Below are 16,075 nucleotides of genomic sequence, written 5' to 3'. Positions count from 1 at the left end.
GTCCTGGCGGGCCTGCCTCGCCGGTTCAGCGGCCAGCCACTCGTAGTAGCCCTGCCTGCGCTGGACCGCCAGAACACGGCACAGCCGCGTCACGCCGTAGACGGCGTGGTGCTCGGAGATGAACCGGTAGCGGCCCGTCAATGACCCATCTCCTTGGCAAAATAGGCTTCACGGCCGACATCGCGCAGCGTGCGGCCCGAAGACCGCACGAGCTCGACCGCGTCCCGACGGAAATCCTCGGAGTACTTCGAAGGGCGGGGCACCGGGACATCCTTCCCCCAGACCACTGTCTGGTTTCAGGGTGTCCGGCTCAAGGGTGGAACTTCACATGGCACGATACCCGGACTCACGTTGGACGTGACATATCGCCTGAGAGTGGCATGGGTGCGCGGCCGACGGGCCTTTTCTTCGACAGTATCGGAGGTCACAGATGCGCGCGATCGAGGTTCACGTCCACGGTGGTCCGGACGCGCTCACCCCGGTGGAACGGGATGATCCGATGCCGGGCCCGGACGAGGTGCTGATCCGCAATGCGTACATCGGCGTGAACTACGTCGACGTGCAACACGCCGCCGGCCGGCCGTACCCGACACGAGTTCCGTTCGTACCGGGCACCGAGGCCGCCGGCACCGTTGTCGCCGGGGTGCCAGGCCTGCCCGCCGGGCAGCGCGTCGTGCACTTCGGGCACACGGCCGGGGTGTACGCCGAGTTGACCGCCGCACCGCGCGACTTCGTCGTGGCACTGCCCGACGCGGTGCCCCTGGACACCGCCGCGGCTCTCACTCTGAGCGGCACCACGGCGCACGTGCTGACCAGGGTGGCGACACAGGTCGGGCCAGACCGGACGGTTGTCGTCCACGCCGCCGCGGGTGCCACCGGCTGGGCCGTCTCGGCGCTCGCGGCCGCGGCCGGCGCGCGGGTCGTTGCGGTGGTCTCCACGCCGGCCAAGAGGGAACACGCGGCTACCGCCGGGCCGGCCGCGGTCATCGCCGGCCAGGGACCCGAATTGGTTGCGGCGGTCCGCGCCGCTACCGGCGGGCGAGGCGCCGACGTCGTCTACGACGCGGGCGGTGCGCAGACCCTCGACACGAGCCTGCGCCTCCTCGCCGACTTCGGCATGCTTGTCCTCTACGGGCAGAGCAGCGGCACCGGCGGACAGTTGGACGTGGCACGGCTGTCCGGCATCAACTACCCGGGGGACGCGGCGTCCACCACGGTGAAATGGGTCGCCGCCAGCCACTATCTCGCCTCCGGGGCGGCCCGCGCCGCGGCCGCGGCAGCGGTGTTCAAGGACGCGGAAGCCGGCATACTGCAACCCCGCGTGGCGGCACGCTACCCACTGGCCGACGCGGCCGCGGCGCACCGCAGGCTGGTCGACCGCACCAACGTCGGCAAGCTCCTGCTGACGGTCGGTTGATCAGCGGCAACGCGACGGCGGGCGGATCGGTGCGACGGCCGCCGCCACTACCCACCGAGCTGGCGCGGTGGACCGGATCCTGACGCGAGGACTCGCTGTCCCCGTCGCGGCGGTCGTCGACCGTCGCCTGCCGTTCGCGGGCGGTTCGGTGGCGCCCAACCTCAACGGCATGACCGAGGATTTCGCCGCTACCTCCATCCGGCACCTCGGTATGGTGGTGAGCGCTGGGCATGACAACGACTGCCGCACGCCCGGTGACGTCGAATCCCAGGATCCGCTCGTCGTCACGGTGCCGGCGCGTCGGGGACCAGGCTGAAGGCGCCTTCCTCCTCCTGTGCGTTGTGCAGCCGCAGGATCGCGTAGAGGCCGTACAGCAGGCGGCGTACGTCCGTGATGTCCTCGGCCTCGGCCCGCTCGGCCGGATCGTCCGTCAGGATTCGGTGCAGCCGTCCGATCTGGTGCTCGATCTCCGCGTGCGTGCGGCTGAACCCGCTCGTCGCCTCGGCGCCGCCGAGCGCCCGGGACACGATCGGCAGCAACTCGGCCTCCTCGGCGTGCTCGTGCGCCAGCAGCCGGACCTGCAGGTCGTCGGCCAGCCGGCGGGCCGGGCCCAGATCGTACGGCGGCTGGCTCAGCTCGTCCGCGACCGTGCGCACGCGTTCGACCAGCGGGAGCACCTCCCGGTGCTGCGTGTGCAGCCGCTGGGCGGTGGCGACGTCGGCGAGGGTCAGGCGCACGGTGTGCGAGCGGCCGGGCAGCAGTGCGGTCAACGCGATCGCGATGGCGGCCACGTCGATGCCTTCCTGTACCAGCGCGCCGGCGACCGGCGGCAGGTAGCCGGCCGCGGCCACGAGCATGGCGGCGGCCGACAGTCCCATCCCGACCGTGACGGCCCACCGCGCGACGGTGCGGCTGCGCCGGGCGATGAGGATCGCGTCGGCCAGCGCGTCGATCCGGTCGACGGTCAGCACCACGTCCGCGGCCTCGGCCGAGGCGGTGGCCCCGCGGGCGGCGAGCGCGACGCCCACGCCGGCCGCCGCCAGCGCCGGGGCGTCGTTGATGCCGTCCCCGACCATGATCGTCGGCGCCCGGTCCTGCTCGGCCCGGACCAGGGTGAGCTTGTCGCCGGGATCCCGGTCGGCGTGCACGGCGTCGACCCCGACGACGCGCCCGACCGCCTCCGCCGTATCGGCGTGATCGCCGGTCACCAGCACCACCCGGGTGATCCCCGCCCCGCGCAGCGCGCGCACCATGCGGGGAGCCTGCGGCCGGACCGGGTCCGCCAGCAGCAGCACGCCCGCGGGTGCCTCGTCGACGGTGGCGAACACCGCCAGGGATCCGTCGAGGGCGGCCCGGCGCCGGGCCCGCCGCACCCACGCCGGGGCCGGGCCGGCGGTCATCGTCGAGGCCTTGCCCAGCCGCACCCGGTGGCCGTCGACGGTGCCGTCCACGCCGTACCCGTGGCGCTCGCGGACGCCGGCCGGGGGCGACAGGTGCAGCCCGCGATCCCGGGCGGCGGTCACGATGGCGCCGGCCAGTACGTGCGCGGAGCTCTGGTCCAGGCTCGCCGCCAGGCGCAGGACCTCTGCGTCCGGCAACTCGCCGTCGGCGGGGGTGACGACATCGGTGAGCGCCGGGCGCCCGGCGGTCAGCGTGCCGGTCTTGTCGAACAGCAGGACCCGCCCCGCCGCCAGGCGTTCCAGGGCGGCGCCGCCCTTGACGATGACGCCGCGGCGCGCCGCCCGGGAGATCCCCGAGATGATCGCGATGGGCGCGGCCAGCAGCAGCGGGCAGGGTGTGGCCACCACCAGCACCGCGACCGCCCGTGCCGGGTCCCCGGCGACCGCCCCCGCGATGCCGGCCAGGAGCAGCGTCAACGGCACGAACGCGATGGCGAACCGGTCCGCGATCCGGACGAACGGAGCGCTCTGTGCCTGCGCCTGCCCGACCAGCCGGACCACGCCGGCGTACGTCGACGCCTCCGCCGTCGCGGTGGCCGTCAGCCGGGCCGGGGAGCCGGCGTTGACCACGCCGCTGCGGACGTCCTCACCGGCACGGCGCTCCACCGGCAGCGGTTCGCCGGTCAGCGCCGATTCGTCCAGCACGGCCGGGCCGAGGAGCCGCCCGTCCACCGGCACGATCTCGCCGGACCCGACCACGAGCCGGTCGCCGATCACCACCTCGGCGACCGGGATCTCCAGCGGCCCGCTCCCGGTCTCCCGCCGGGCGGTCCGCGGTGCCCTCGCCACCAGCGCGCTCAGCTCCCGGCGCGCCCGTGCCTGGGCCCGTGCCTCCAGCAGGACGCCGCTCGCCAGCATGACCGCGATCACCGCACCGGCCAACGGCTCGTCCACCCAGAGCGCGCCGGCGAGGGCCAGCCACGCGATGACGTCCACGCTCGCCTCGCGCCGGCGCGCCGCCGCGATCAGTGTCGCCGTCGAGTACCCGAGCCCGATCAGCGTCGCGGCGACCCACGCCCCGCGGGCCGCGGGGCCGGCGCCGGCCGCGGCCAGCGCCAGGCCGGCCAGCAACAGCAGCGTCGTCGCCGCGAACAGGGCCCGCTCCCGTATCTGCCACAACCCGCGCATGTCGTCTCCTCAGGCGCCGCGAACTCCCGTCCCTCCACGGTCGGGCGACGGCCGACCGGTGGGGGAGAGTCGCCCGGCCCGCGCGCGGTGCCGAACGGCGGGACCATCGGCTCGGAGAGCCCCTTTGTCCCGCCGGGATCGTGTCCTTGGGCCCTGTCCCGCGACGGGCGGCCGCGCTGGGCTGGAGGTGATGGGTCCGGCCGCCGGACCACGGGACGACGACATGTCGACGACAGCGACGAAGCCGGGCCGAGACCGACACCGGCTCGGTGCGTACCGCGGCCGGGGCGCGGGTCGGCATGTCCTTCGCCGAGGTGGACGCGATCTACCACGGATACGGCAAATTGATCACCAACGACCAGGGGCACACCGCGTACGTGGTTGCGGTGGGTCCGATGGTGCTGCTCTTCGGCGACCACCCGATCCGCCCCGGTGTCGGGTCCATCCAGGCCGGGCTCGATGCCGTGTCGCTCGTGGTAGGCCCGCAGCCCACCGAGCAGCGCGGCGAGATAGGCGTCGGTCACCGAGCCGCCGGCCGCGGCCGCCGCCGCCCGCAGGTCGTCGCGCGCGCACTCGAGCAGGCCGAACCGCCACGACGTGCCGGCCCGGCCGGCGAACAGCGGTGAGCCGGCGACCGGCCGGGACACGGCGCGGCGCAGCGAGACCACGAGGCGCAGCGCGTCCTCGGTCGCCGCCCCGGGACGCGTGAGCGCGCGTGCCCCGGCCGCCAGCAGCCGGCCGGTGGTCAGCGGGAGCGCAAACGCCTGCCGGGTGACATCGGCCAGCGCGAGCGCCCGCGGACCCGGGCGGCTCGCCTCCGGCTCGGGACAGTCCACCGGCACGGCGGGGGTTTGCTTCCGGCCGCGGGTCAGCAGTGCTGGCAGCAGCGGTACGTCGGCCAGCGAGCGGTGCATCCTCAGCAGGTACGCCGCCCGGCCGTGCGGCAGGCCCGCGACAAGCGTGCCCTGCCACAGCGGGCGGTCGCGGTCCAGCGGAGTCGTCGCGGCGTCCTCCGCGACGGCGAGCAACCCGGCCTCGCCGGCCGGCGCCGGCCGGCGCACCCGCCGCAGGTGGTGGTCGAGGTCGAAGCCGTCGTCGGGGATCCAGGCGGGCGTCCCGACCGGCACGGCCGGCTCGAGCACCCGCTCGCGCATCCGTGGCATCCGCCGGGTCGCCCGGTCGTGGGCGGCGCGCAGCCGCTCCCACTCGGGCTCGGTGTCGAGCATCATGAGCACCGCGGTCGCCGACGTCTGCCCGGGCCGCTCGCTGCGCCACAACAGCGCCTCGAGTTCGCTCATGCGGTCCTGCGAACGAGTCCGGTCCTGCAAAGGAGTGGTCACCATGCCTCCCCGTGCACCTCGTGGCCGGGCGTCACGCGCAACAGCCCGCGGTACGTCTCCTCGACCGGCTGCCCGTGGTTGAGGACGGCGTCCACGTCGCGGGCGATCGGTATCTCGATGCCCCGCTCGGCCGCGAGCTTCATCACCGAGGCAGCGGTGTGAACGCCCTCCGCCACCTGGTTCATCTCGCCGAGGATCTCGGCGAGCGGCCGGCCGCGGCCGAGTTCGAACCCGACGTGCCGGTTGCGGCTGTGCGGGCTGATGCAGGTGACGATCAGGTCGCCCATCCCGGCCAGCCCGGCGAGCGTCTCGGCGTGACCGCCCAGCGCCACCCCGAGCCGGGTCATCTCGTGCAGCGACCGGGTGATCACCATGGCCCGGGTGTTGTCGCCCGCGCCCAGGCCGTCACCGAAGCCTACGGCGATGGCGAACACGTTCTTCAGCGCGCCCGCGACCTCCACCCCGAGGACGTCCTCGCTGGTGTAGACGCGGAAGCGGGAGGTGTGGAAGATGCTCTGCAAGGTCTGCGCGGTGCGGTGGTCGGGCATCGCGAGGGTGGCCGCGGCCGCGAAGCCCTGGACCACCTCGCGGGCGATGTTGGGGCCGGACAGCACGCCGGCCGGGTGGCCCGGCAGCACCTCGGCGATCACCTCGGTCATCCGTTTGCCCGAGCCCTGTTCCAGGCCCTTCGCGATGCTCACGACCGGGATCAGCGGCCGGACGTGGTCGGCGGCCGCCCTCAGGACGTCCCGCAGGTGTTGCGCCGGCGCCCCGGCGATCAGCACGTCGGCGTCCGCCACCGCCTCGGCCACCACGGCCGTCGCCCGCAGGGCCGGGGCGAGGTCGAAGCCGGCCAGGTAGCGCGGGTTGCGGTGGGTCGCGTTGACCGCCCGCGCGATCTCTGGATCGCGGACCCACAGCACGGTCCGGGTCGATCTCGCCGCCAGCGACGCCACCGTCGTGCCCCAGGTGCCACCGCCGAGCACCGCCACCGTCGGCCTGCGGAGGGTCATCGCACGCTCACCTCCGCCGGCCAGTGCTCGAGGGTGTCGGCGAACCGTTGCCGGACCGCGGCGATCCGCTCGTCGAGGTCCCCGTCGGTCCAGTCGCCGGTGGTGATCGGGTCGAGCACCGCGACCTCGACCGTGCCCGGGTTGACGAACAGGGAGCGGCGCCAAGCCAGCTCGCCGGTGTTGCGCAGGACGATCGGCACGATCGGCACGCCGGCCTGCCGGGCGATGTGGAAGGCGCCCTTCTTGAACCGGCCCAGCGTCGGCGTCGGCATCCGGGTGCCCTCCGGCAGGATCAGGATCGACTCGCCACCCCGCAGCCGGCGTACGACCGCGTCCAGGCTCTTCTTGGCGCTGTCCAGATGGGACCGGTCGATCCAGGCCGGGTCGAGCACCGCCCCGATGACCGCCATCCGGGGGTCGAAGCGGGCCTCCTTCTTCGTGACGGCGGTGAAGTCGTGTCGCAGCAGCGCGCCCAGCACGAGCACGTCCAGGGTGCTCTGGTGGTTGGCGACGAAGACGGCCGGGCGTACCTTCTCCAGGTTTTCGGCACCCACCACCTGGAGCTTGACGCCGGTGAAGGCCAGCGCCAGGTCGGCGGACAAGCCGATGCCCGCGTTGACGCCCAGCCGCCGGTCCCCGGTGAGCAGGCCGTAGCCTACGCCGGTGGCCAGCCCGGCATTGACACCGGCCAGGCCGGCGAGGGTGCCCAGATACGCGCGCAGCCCGGGGGAGCGCGGCTCGCGCAAGGTGAGCTCGGGCCAGCCGAACTCGGCGGCGGCGCGGCGGAGCGTGGGGTGCGGGTTCAGGGCGTACGGGCGGCCGACGGAACCGAGGAACGCGATGTCCTCCGGCCCGTTCGCGTAGCCGTAGCTGCGCTCGAGGTCTATCCCGTGGGTGCGGGCGAAGGCTCGCACGGCCCGGGCCTTCGGCTCGCCCCAGAGCATTCCGGTGCTGCTGCGGCCGGTCAGCACGCCGTCCGCCTCCTCCAGTTCCGTGCAGACGACGTGCGTGATGCCCAGGTCGCGGGCGACCGGCTCGATCTGCCAGCGGGTCGCCGAGGAGGCGACCACCACCGTGTGGCCGGCGCGCAGGTGGGCCCGGACGAGGTCGCGGGCCTCGGGCCGCATCGTGCCGGCGATCTTCTCCGCGAACAGCCGCTCGCCGGCGGCGGCCAACTCGCCGGGCGTCCGGCCGCGCAGGGACGCGAAGCCGATCCGGCCGATCGCCTCCGGATCGCCGCCGAGCAGGGTGCCGTCCACGGCCGCGACGATCATCCGGGCGAGCTCCAGCGGGCCGGCCTCGCCCCGGCGGACCCGTTCGAGATAGACGCTGTTGGCGGTGTAGCCCCGCACCAGCGTCCCGTCGAGGTCGAAGAACGCGCCGACCCGCGGTCCGGTGTCGCCGGCCAGGACCGCCGCGGTGACCTCGGCGGCGGTGACGTTCACGACCGGTCCCGGCGGTGCAGACCGGCGATGACGGCCACCCGGCGTACGGTCGCCTGGATTTCGTCCCGGAAGTCCGCACGCCGCTTGGCGACCTCCGCGCCGTCGGCCAGCAGGCCGCGGTGCTCGGCCAGCCGCAGGGCCGGTTTGAACAGCTCCAGCGACACCGACTCCTCGCTGGCGATCCGCTTCTGCATCGCCCACTGCCGGCCGAGCCGCAGGCACTCCTCGAGGAAGCCGTCGGGGTCGAACGGTTCGTCGTCGGGCCAGGCGGCCAAGCGGTCGGCCACCACGAGGTACGCCTCCAGGAACGGCCGCAGCACCAGGTGGGCGACGAGCAGTTCGCTCTCGGTCAGCCACCGCCGGGCGTCGGCCGGGCCGAACTCGTGCAGCTCCCCGGCCTGCCGCGGGTCGGCGACCGCCAGCTCGGCGGCCATCTCGCGGGCGAACTCCCGGCGGGACGGGACGAAGAAGTCGAACTTGAGCAGGTCACGCAGCCGTAGGATCTCCCGGTTCGCGGTGGCCAGGCCGTTCTCGCCGTCCTCCATGGCGGCGACCAGGCCCAGCTCGCCGATCGCCCGGTCGACCAGCACGTGCACGGCGGTGTTCCGGTAGAACGCGGCCACCAGGTGCTGCCCGGGCGCGATCGACCAGATCGTCTCGGTGCCGCCGTCGAAGCCGGCCAGCACCCCCGAGCGCGACAGGTCGTCGAGCGCGCGATGGATGGTGGCCCGGTCGGTTAGATTCGCCGCGCCGGCCACCGGGCGACCGCGCTGGGCCAGGTAGCGGGCCAGCGGGGCGACCGTGGCCAGCACCTCGTCGAGGGTGAGCGCCCGGTCGGCGGCCAGCAGCGCCAGGCAGACCACGGCCGTGGTGGTCACCGGGGTGGCCCGGTTGATCCGGTGGGAGGTCTCCAGGGCGATCCGCTCGACCGCGCGCACCGACGGGTCGTCGCCGCGCATCTCGGCGAGGCGGTCGCGCAGCGGGATCGGCTCGCCGAACTCCACGTACGCCCGGCCGAAACGTTCCCGCTGGGAGCGCCCGAAGCTCCACAGCCAGCGCAGGTCCTCGGGACGCTTGCCGATGCCGCGCGCCTCGGTGGTGACCAGCGGCACCTCGTGCAGCTGCTCGTAGACGATCGAGACCGGGACGATCAGGGCCTTGGCGGCGGCGTCCGCGTCGAGCGCCTCGGTCACATAGTGCAACAGGCCGTACGTCGGCGGGCGGAGCTTGCCGGTGCGGGTCCGGCCGCCCTCGATCGACCAGCACAGGTTGCGCCGATTCCGGATCATCTGGGCGACGTACCAGCGCAGCGCGAACCGGTACACCGGGTTGTCCGCGGTCGAGCGCCGGATGTAGACGTACCCGGAACGGCGCAGCAGGCGGTTGAACGGGAAAACGTCGAGGTTCGCCCCGGCCAGCACGAACGGCGGCTCGACGCCGTTCTGCGAGATCGCCGCCGGCACCGTGACACCGTCCAGATAGGACCGGTGCGAGAAGGGGAACAACAACGATTGCGTACGATCGAGCGACCGCAACCGGTGCGCCTGCTCCGGGTCGATGATCAGCTCGTGGGCGCGGGTCAGCCAGCGGCTGAAGCGGGCCCAGTCGCTGGTGGCGCGCCTGGTGCGGGTGGCGCCCATCTCGCGCAGGTAGCCGGCCACCTCCCCGCGCACCTCGCCGGCCGGGCGACCCAGTGATCCGGCCAGCTCCGCGACCCGCCCGGCGAAATCGTCGTCGGCGAGCAGCATCACCACCTCCGGGGCGTCCGCCCGGCGGCGGGCCGCGAGGGCTTCGGCGCGGATCGACAGATGCTCGCTGAGGGTCGGGCTCATCGCCGCCTCGCAGGGGTGCGTACGGATGCGGGTTCGCACTCCAGACTTCTCCGCCGTGGTGGCGGGCAGGCAGGGCCGTTGGTCCCTCGCGCGGGGGTCCCGGAGCCCGATCAGCCGAGGTGCGCGGCGTCCAGGGCGGCCTGCAGCGACTGCAGGTAGCCGTCGCTGGTGACGGTGGCGCCGGAGACGGTGTCGATGTTCGCGCCCTGCGCCTGCAGGGTCTCCTGGGTCAGGATCGGCAGCGCGTACGCGTTGATCTCCTGGTCCCGGCCGTTGCCGTTGGGGTAGACAGGCACCTGGACGTCGGTGATCTTGCCGTTGGTGACGGTGATGGTGACCTGCACGTCGCCCCAGCGGGTGGAGGCGGTGGAGCCCGGGTAGGTCTTGGTGCTCGAGGTCTTGGTGGCCGTCGGTGACGCCGGCGCGGTCGATTTGGGCGAGGACGACGACTTGGTGGCGGCCGAGGACGAGCTGGCCGACGGCGTCGGGGTGGCCCCGGTGGTGGTCGGCTGGGTGGCCGGGGCGGTGGCGGCGACCGCCGTGCCGACCGCGCTGTTCGTGCTGGTGCGGTAGCTGAACAGCAGGACAAGGGCGGCGATCGTGGAGAACAGCCACAGGGTGATCCGGCGCATCGGGGTCGGTCCTCTTCCTTACCAGGCGAACAGTTCGGTGTGGATGTCTTCCGGGCGGGCGCCGGCCTCGCGGGCGGCGTTCTGGGCCGCCTCGGTCCAGGCCTCGGGGCCGCAAAGGTAGACGTGTGAGCCGGCGATGCCGGGGACGAGCTGCCGCAGCGCGCCGGCGTCGGTGTGGTCGGCGTACTGAGCGGGCAGCCAGGACGGCCGGGTGGCGCGCGGGCCTAGCAGGTAGATGACGCGGACGCCACGGTAGGCGGCGAACCACTCCAGCTCCTCGCGGAACGCAATCTCCCGCTCGTCGCGGGCCCGGTAGATCAGGGTGGCCTCGCCCGGCCGGTACGGCAGCTCGCCGAGCAGGGCGAGCAGCGGGGTGACGCCGATGCCGCAGGCGAGCATGGTGACCGGGCCGCCGGCGTACGTCTCGCCGGTGAGCTTGCCGTACGGCCCCTCGACCAGCACCTTCGTGCCGGGCCGGAGGCTGGCCACCCGCGAGCTGCCGTCGCCGAGGTCCTTCACCGTGATCCGCAGCCCGCGGCCGTGCGGGGTGGCCGACAGCGAATAGGGGTGCGAGCGGGACCAGCCCGGCCCGTCGAGGAAGCGCCACTGGAAGAACTGCCCGGCGCGCACCGGCAGTCGCCCGAGATCGCGCCCGGCCAGGTAGACACTCGTCAGTCCGGGTCCTTCCGGGACCACCCGCTCGACCATCAGGCGGTGCCTCAGGTTGCGCCAGACCGGCAGGCCGATCCGGTACGCGAGGACCGCGCCCGCCGAGACGGCGTAGAGCGTCCACCAGTAGGCGGTCGAGGCCGCCGACCCGATGAAGTCGGTGCCGGTCCACAGCTGGTGCGGCAGGGCTAGCCCGACCCCGGCGTACGCGTAAAGGTGCAGTAAGTGCCACGATTCGTAGCGAAGCTTCCGGCGGGCCGCCCGGATCGAGGTGACCACGACCATGACCAGCGCGAGCGTGCCGGCGGTGGCCAGCAGCATCCCGGGGTAGGTCCAGATCATGTCCCAGAGCTCGGCGAACGCGTTCGCGTGGGCGGCGCCGGCGTAGCCCAGGGTGATCAGCACGATGTGCGCGATCATCAGCCAGAACGAGGTGAAGCCGGTCCAGCGGTGCCAGCGGGCCAGCCGGTCCTGCCCGAAGGCCCGCTCGGCGAGCGGGATCCGGGCCATCAGCAGCACCTGCAGAAGCAGCAGGTCGGAGGCCCAGAGCCCGGTCAGCCGCCCGATCGCGGAGACCGCGTCGGAGCCGCCGCCGGCGAGCTGCTGGACGCCGCCGTTGCGTACCCACAAGGCCGTCACGATCAGCATCGTCAGGCCGGCCACCACGCCGCCGAGGTCGGCGAACCAGCGCGGCGTCGTACGCGGGGACCGCTGGGGCCGGTGGGACGGTAGCGCGGAGGAGCGGCGGGGGGCCGTGACGGTCATGCCATAACCATCGGTCATCCTGCTGTGCGTCAAAGGTCAGATCCCTATGGGTTGGCTGTGCGCTGTCTGTCAACGCCGTCCGGAGCGCAAGTCTGGTACCCGGGGATCGGAGAACTCCAAGAAAGCGCGGCGGCGAGCAGCAGCGGGTCGATCAGAGCCAGCCGGGGCAGCAGGTGCGGGCTGCGCAGGCTGCCCTTCAGCCCCGCCTCCGGGGCGGCGAGCACGGCGGCCGGGTGATCGTGCACCACCCGTCGCCGTTCGCCCCACAGGCGCGGGTTGCTTCAGGACCGGCAAGGGGCCATCCGACCCTGACCGAGCCCGCCGCGTCCGGGCAGCGTGAAGGTGTGGGACCGGGCCAGCCGGCCCGGGCCGGAGGGAGGGAGCACGACGATGATGGGCTGGTACGGCGGCGGCATGGGCTGGGCCGGTTGGCTGGGCATGAGCCTGTTCTGGCTGGTGCTGCTCGCGGCGATCGTTCTGCTGGTGGTGTGGCTGCTGCCGGGCGCGGGCGTGACGGGCCGGGGCGGCCGGCCGCCGGAGTCGCCGGAGGACATGCTGGACCGGCGGTTCGCGCGGGGCGAGATCGATGTCGAGACCTATCAACTGCAGCGAGCGGCGCTGGCGCAGGCCCGAGGGCCGCGGTGACCGCGCGGGCCGGGCGATGCGGGTATCGCCCGGCCCTTTCTCACGCGCGGCAGGGCGCCGACGCCGTCCGCCTCGGGCAGCGGCTCGCCGATCGCCGGGCCGAGCAGGGTGACCTTCGCGCCGGCGCGGTTCCTGCGGCGGGCGATGGCGTACGTCACGATCCGTTGTGCCCACGGGCGACGAGCACCGGGCACTCGGCATGACGCAGCAGGTGCAGGCCGGTGGAGCCGAGCAGGGCGCCACGGATCGGACCACGGCCGTGACTGCCCACCACGACCAGTTGCGCCTCGGCCGAGGCACCGGTCAGCACCGGGGAGATCGCGTCGTGGATCAACCGGACTTCGGCGGGAACCTCCGGGAACTTGCTCCGCCACGGCGCCAGTTGCTCCTCGACGGCCGCTCCGGCGGCGGCGTCCTGCTCCGGCGTCGCGACGTCGGCGGGCCGCACGCCTGCCACCCACAGCTGCATCGCGGGGGCGTACGAGCGGACGACGACCAAGGATGTCGCGCGCGTGGCCGCGGCGATGAACGCCGCTTCGAGCACCTGATCGGCGGCGGGCGAGTCGTCCACGCCGGCGACGACCGGGCCGCCCGTCCTCGGCGCTCCTCGCACGATCACCACCGGGCAGGCGGCGTGCGTGGCCACGCGCTGACCGACCGAGCCGAGCCGGAGGCCGGCGAACCCGCCGCCGCCGTGGTACCCGACGACGAGCAGAGCGGCGTCGCGGCCGAGGCCGGGCAGGAGCTCGCCGGGTTGGCCGATCAAGGTGTCGGCCGTGACGTCCACACCGGGGGCGATGCTCTGGGCGTGGCGGGCCGCCGCGAACGTCAGCGCGGTCGACGACGACCACACCCGCTCGACGTAGCTGCTGCCGTCCGCCTCCCGGGCCTCGTCCGTGTTCCACTCGAGAACATGCACGATGCGCAGCGGTAGGTGGCGTGATTCGGCTTCGCGGGCCGCCCATGCCACGGCCTGGTTGCCGGAGTCGACGCCGGCGGTGCCGACGACTATCGCTGGGGGTTTCATGATGGTCCTCCGTCCCGTGCTGGGCTCCACTTGCCACTGTGTCCGCCGGCGGTCGTCCGGGTCAGAGGCGAAGGACCCGATCCCGGCGCCGTAGGGCCGGTGGCCATCCGACGGCGAGCCGGTCGGGTTTTTAGGCCCTGCCCTGGACCGGCGTCGCGTTCCTACGGTGAGGGGAGGAGGTGCTCTCCATGATCATTAGTGCTGCGATGCGGCGCCGGATGTACCGGGGCGGGCGGCCGGGCCGGCTGGCGCGGGCGCTCAACCGGGTGTCCGCGCTGCAGTTCGGCGCCGGGTTCCTGACGCCGGACAACTGGGTCACCATGGAGGTGACCGGCCGCCGGTCCGGGCACACGGTGGCCTGCCCGCTGGTCGTGACCCGGTACGGCGACGAGCGTTACCTTGTGTCCATGCTCGGCGCGAAGGCGAACTGGGTGGCCAACGTCCGGGCCGCGGGCGGCGACGTCGTGCTGCGCAACCGGCGCCGGGAACGGGTCCGGCTGGTGGAGGTGGAGCCGGGCGAGCGCGCCCCGATCCTGCGCCGCTTCGTGCAGATCGCGCCGGGCGCCCGGGCGCACGTGCCGGTCGACCGGCACGCGCCGGTGACCGACTTCGAGCGGATCGCCGCCGACTACCCGGTGTTCCGGGTGACGCCGCGGCCTTGAGAGACGGTCGAGGGCGCCCGGGGACCTCAGGGCCAGCATCGCCCGGCGCCGAGGGCCCGGTCAGGGCCCAATGGCCCTGCCGTCCGGTACGTCCCGCTCCTAGCGTCGGCGGTGAGGGGAGGTACGTGATGAAGAACTGGACTGTGGACGATGTGATGACCACCAAGGTCGTCTCGGTGGATCAGGGCGCCTCCTACCGCTCGGTGGTGGACACGCTCATCGAGCATCGCGTCAGCGCCGTGCCGGTGGTGGACTCGTTCCTGCGGGTCTCCGGTGTGGTCAGCGAGGCGGACCTGTTGCGCAAGATCGAGTACGCCGGGGACGAGACGCCGCGGATGTTCGAGAGCCGGCGTCGTCGGGGTGAACGCGGCAAGGCGCTGGCCCGGACCGCGGCGAACCTGATGAGCGCCCCGGCGGTCACCGTGCTCAACGGCACCTCGCTGGTGGCGGCGGCCCGGCGGATGGATGCCGAAGGGGTGAAACGGCTGCCCGTGGTCGACGATCTCGGCCGCCTGGTCGGCATAGTGACCCGCGGCGACCTGTTGAAGGTCCACCTGCGCCCGGACGAGGACATCGTCGCCGACATCACCGCCGGGCTCGGGGAGGACGCCGGATCGGTGACCGTGAGCGTCGAGGACGGCACGGTGACGCTGACCGGCAAGGTCGAACTGTGGTCCACGGCGAACGAGGCCGCCCGGCTGGCCCGGCGGGTCGCCGGCGTCGCCGGGGTGACCGACGAGGTGACCTTCGAGGTCGACGACCGCTACCCGTACGGGCCCGCATTCGGCGTGGCGTGATAGGGGAGACGAGATGGCTGACACGGATGTGGTGGTCGGTGTCGACGGCTCGCCGTCGTCGAAGGCCGCCCTGCGCTGGGCACTCGACCAGGCCCGCCTGACCAAGGCGCGGCTGCGGCCCGTCATCGCCTGGGAGGTTACGCCGTACACCGGCTGGGGCGTGCTGGCGCACGAGGACTTCGGCGATGCCGCCGGCAAGCTGCTCGGCGAGTCGGTCCGGGAGGCGCTCGGCTACGACCCGCCCCTGGACGTCGAGGTGGTGGAGACGGTGCTGCCCGGGCATCCCGCCCAGATGCTGATCGACCAGTCGGCGCACGCCGCGTTGCTGGTGGTCGGCTCCCGCGGGCGCGGCGGCTTCGCCGGCACGCTGCTCGGCTCGGTGAGTCAGCTCTGCGTCCAGCACGCGCACTGCCCGGTGCTCGTGGTGCGCGGCAAGTACTGAGCCATGAACGCCGCGCCCGGAATCGAGCGGGCGGACGATGCCGACCTCGCCTTCCTGGCGATCCACCGCGGGCCGGTCCCCGAGCACCTCGGCGTCGTGCTGGGCCTCGACCGGCCGCTGACCGCGGCGGCCTGTGCTCGGCTGCTCGGCGACCGGGCCGCCCGAGTGCCCCGGCTGCGGCAGCGGCTGGTGCGGACGCCGCCGGGCTGCGGGCCGCCGGTCTGGGCCGACGACGAGGCGTTCGACCCCTGGCGGCATTTCGAGACCGCCGGCTGCCCGGCGCTCGGCGACGATCAGACGCTGGTCGAGGCCGCTCTCCCGCACCTGATGGCCCTCAGCACGTGACCATCGGCCCGTCCTGATGGGACCTGCCACCCTGCCCGGCCGCACGCTGGAAGGAGAGCGTGAGAGGAGCGGTCATGAAGGTCAATCCCATCATCGTCGGCGCCGACGGCGCCGACTGCAGCAAGGCGGCGGTGAGGTGGGCGGCGCGCGAAGCACAGCGCCGGGGACTGCCGCTACGGGTCACGCACGTCTACGACTGGGAGTGGCGCGAGGCCCGGTACGACTCGAGCAACGTCTACCTGGACGACGCTCGCCGGCACGCCGAGGGCGTCACTGCCAACGGCGTCCACGAGGCGCTGGTCGTGGCGCCGAAGCTCGACGTGGAGGGCGATCCGGTGATCGGGGCATCCGGCGGCCCGGCTGCTGGCCGGGGCCGAGCACGGACAGTTGATCGTTCTCGGCAGCCGGGGCCGGGGCGGGTTCGCGAGCCTGCTGCTGGGCTCGGTGATCCGGTTC

At 73.5% G+C, this 16,075-nt stretch carries 15 protein-coding genes and 1 pseudogene; 8 read left to right on the top strand and 8 right to left on the bottom strand.

Annotated elements, in window-relative coordinates:
• Nucleotides 1-430: 430 nt before the first annotated feature.
• Both IH26_RS0135135 and IH26_RS0135130 read left to right on the top strand, forming a co-directional pair.
• Entirely contained in the window at nucleotides 431-1,417 is a 987-nt protein-coding gene (locus IH26_RS0135135; RefSeq protein WP_030440574.1) for a zinc-binding dehydrogenase, read from the top strand.
• A gap of 67 nt (nucleotides 1,418-1,484) precedes the next feature.
• Nucleotides 1,485-1,733, top strand: a complete 249-nt coding sequence (locus tag IH26_RS0135130; RefSeq protein ID WP_030440573.1) for a hypothetical protein — start codon at nucleotides 1,485-1,487, stop codon at nucleotides 1,731-1,733.
• On the opposite strand, the gene IH26_RS0135125 is transcribed toward IH26_RS0135130, so the two are convergent.
• From IH26_RS0135125 to IH26_RS0135095, 7 genes are all read right to left on the bottom strand, one after another.
• Nucleotides 1,702-3,948 carry a heavy metal translocating P-type ATPase gene (locus tag IH26_RS0135125; protein WP_425394423.1) on the bottom strand — a complete coding sequence of 749 codons (2,247 nt, stop codon included), beginning with the start codon at nucleotides 3,946-3,948 and terminating at the stop codon, nucleotides 1,702-1,704. The genes IH26_RS0135130 and IH26_RS0135125 overlap by 32 nt on opposite strands.
• On the bottom strand, nucleotides 3,873-5,303 hold the full coding sequence (locus tag IH26_RS63380; protein WP_245665788.1) for a wax ester/triacylglycerol synthase domain-containing protein: 1,431 nt from the start codon (nucleotides 5,301-5,303) through the stop codon (nucleotides 3,873-3,875). The genes IH26_RS0135125 and IH26_RS63380 overlap by 76 nt, the downstream gene beginning before the upstream one ends.
• A 38-nt stretch (nucleotides 5,304-5,341) precedes the next feature.
• Nucleotides 5,342-6,358: an NAD(P)H-dependent glycerol-3-phosphate dehydrogenase gene (locus IH26_RS0135115; protein ID WP_030440570.1), complete on the bottom strand. Its 1,017-nt coding sequence runs from the start codon at nucleotides 6,356-6,358 to the stop codon at nucleotides 5,342-5,344.
• Entirely contained in the window at nucleotides 6,355-7,803 is a 1,449-nt protein-coding gene (locus tag IH26_RS0135110) for an HAD-IB family hydrolase (protein ID WP_051809090.1), read from the bottom strand. Before IH26_RS0135110 ends, IH26_RS0135115 begins: the two co-directional genes overlap by 4 nt.
• Entirely contained in the window at nucleotides 7,800-9,674 is a 1,875-nt protein-coding gene (locus IH26_RS0135105; RefSeq protein ID WP_211268809.1) for a lysophospholipid acyltransferase, read from the bottom strand. Before IH26_RS0135105 ends, IH26_RS0135110 begins: the two co-directional genes overlap by 4 nt.
• Before the next feature lie 71 nt (nucleotides 9,675-9,745).
• Nucleotides 9,746-10,267 carry an FMN-binding protein gene (locus IH26_RS0135100; RefSeq protein ID WP_030440567.1) on the bottom strand — a complete coding sequence of 174 codons (522 nt, stop codon included), beginning with the start codon at nucleotides 10,265-10,267 and terminating at the stop codon, nucleotides 9,746-9,748.
• Nucleotides 10,268-10,285: 18 nt separating this feature from the next.
• A complete protein-coding gene (locus IH26_RS0135095) occupies nucleotides 10,286-11,701 on the bottom strand; it encodes a ferredoxin reductase family protein (protein WP_030440566.1) in 1,416 nt (471 codons plus the stop codon).
• Nucleotides 11,702-12,091: 390 nt separating this feature from the next.
• Here IH26_RS0135095 and IH26_RS0135085 point away from each other — a divergent pair, with 390 nt between their 5' ends.
• Nucleotides 12,092-12,346, top strand: coding sequence for an SHOCT domain-containing protein (locus IH26_RS0135085; RefSeq protein WP_030440564.1), 255 nt, complete (start codon nucleotides 12,092-12,094; stop codon nucleotides 12,344-12,346).
• Between the two features lie 154 nt (nucleotides 12,347-12,500).
• Here IH26_RS0135085 and IH26_RS0135080 read toward each other — a convergent pair whose 3' ends face one another.
• Nucleotides 12,501-13,373, bottom strand: coding sequence for a universal stress protein (locus tag IH26_RS0135080; RefSeq protein WP_030440563.1), 873 nt, complete (start codon nucleotides 13,371-13,373; stop codon nucleotides 12,501-12,503).
• A 188-nt stretch (nucleotides 13,374-13,561) separates the two neighbouring features.
• Here IH26_RS0135080 and IH26_RS0135075 point away from each other — a divergent pair, with 188 nt between their 5' ends.
• From IH26_RS0135075 to IH26_RS64740, 5 genes and pseudogenes are all read left to right on the top strand, one after another.
• Complete coding sequence (locus tag IH26_RS0135075; RefSeq protein WP_030440562.1) at nucleotides 13,562-14,035, top strand: nitroreductase/quinone reductase family protein; 474 nt, start codon at nucleotides 13,562-13,564, stop codon at nucleotides 14,033-14,035.
• A 128-nt stretch (nucleotides 14,036-14,163) separates the two neighbouring features.
• Entirely contained in the window at nucleotides 14,164-14,832 is a 669-nt protein-coding gene (locus IH26_RS0135070; RefSeq protein WP_034216584.1) for a CBS domain-containing protein, read from the top strand.
• 13 nt (nucleotides 14,833-14,845) lie between these two features.
• Complete coding sequence (locus IH26_RS0135065; protein ID WP_030440560.1) at nucleotides 14,846-15,274, top strand: universal stress protein; 429 nt, start codon at nucleotides 14,846-14,848, stop codon at nucleotides 15,272-15,274.
• Nucleotides 15,275-15,277: 3 nt separating this feature from the next.
• Entirely contained in the window at nucleotides 15,278-15,619 is a 342-nt protein-coding gene (locus tag IH26_RS0135060; RefSeq protein WP_030440559.1) for a wax ester/triacylglycerol synthase domain-containing protein, read from the top strand.
• A gap of 74 nt (nucleotides 15,620-15,693) precedes the next feature.
• Nucleotides 15,694-15,825, top strand: a pseudogene (locus IH26_RS64740) (universal stress protein); the annotation flags it as partial.
• Nucleotides 15,826-16,075: the final 250 nt, after the last annotated feature.

The organism is Actinoplanes subtropicus (genome assembly GCF_000721705.1).
GTDB classification, from domain to species: domain Bacteria; phylum Actinomycetota; class Actinomycetes; order Mycobacteriales; family Micromonosporaceae; genus Actinoplanes; species Actinoplanes subtropicus.
This window is presented reverse-complemented; position numbering and strand designations above follow the sequence as displayed.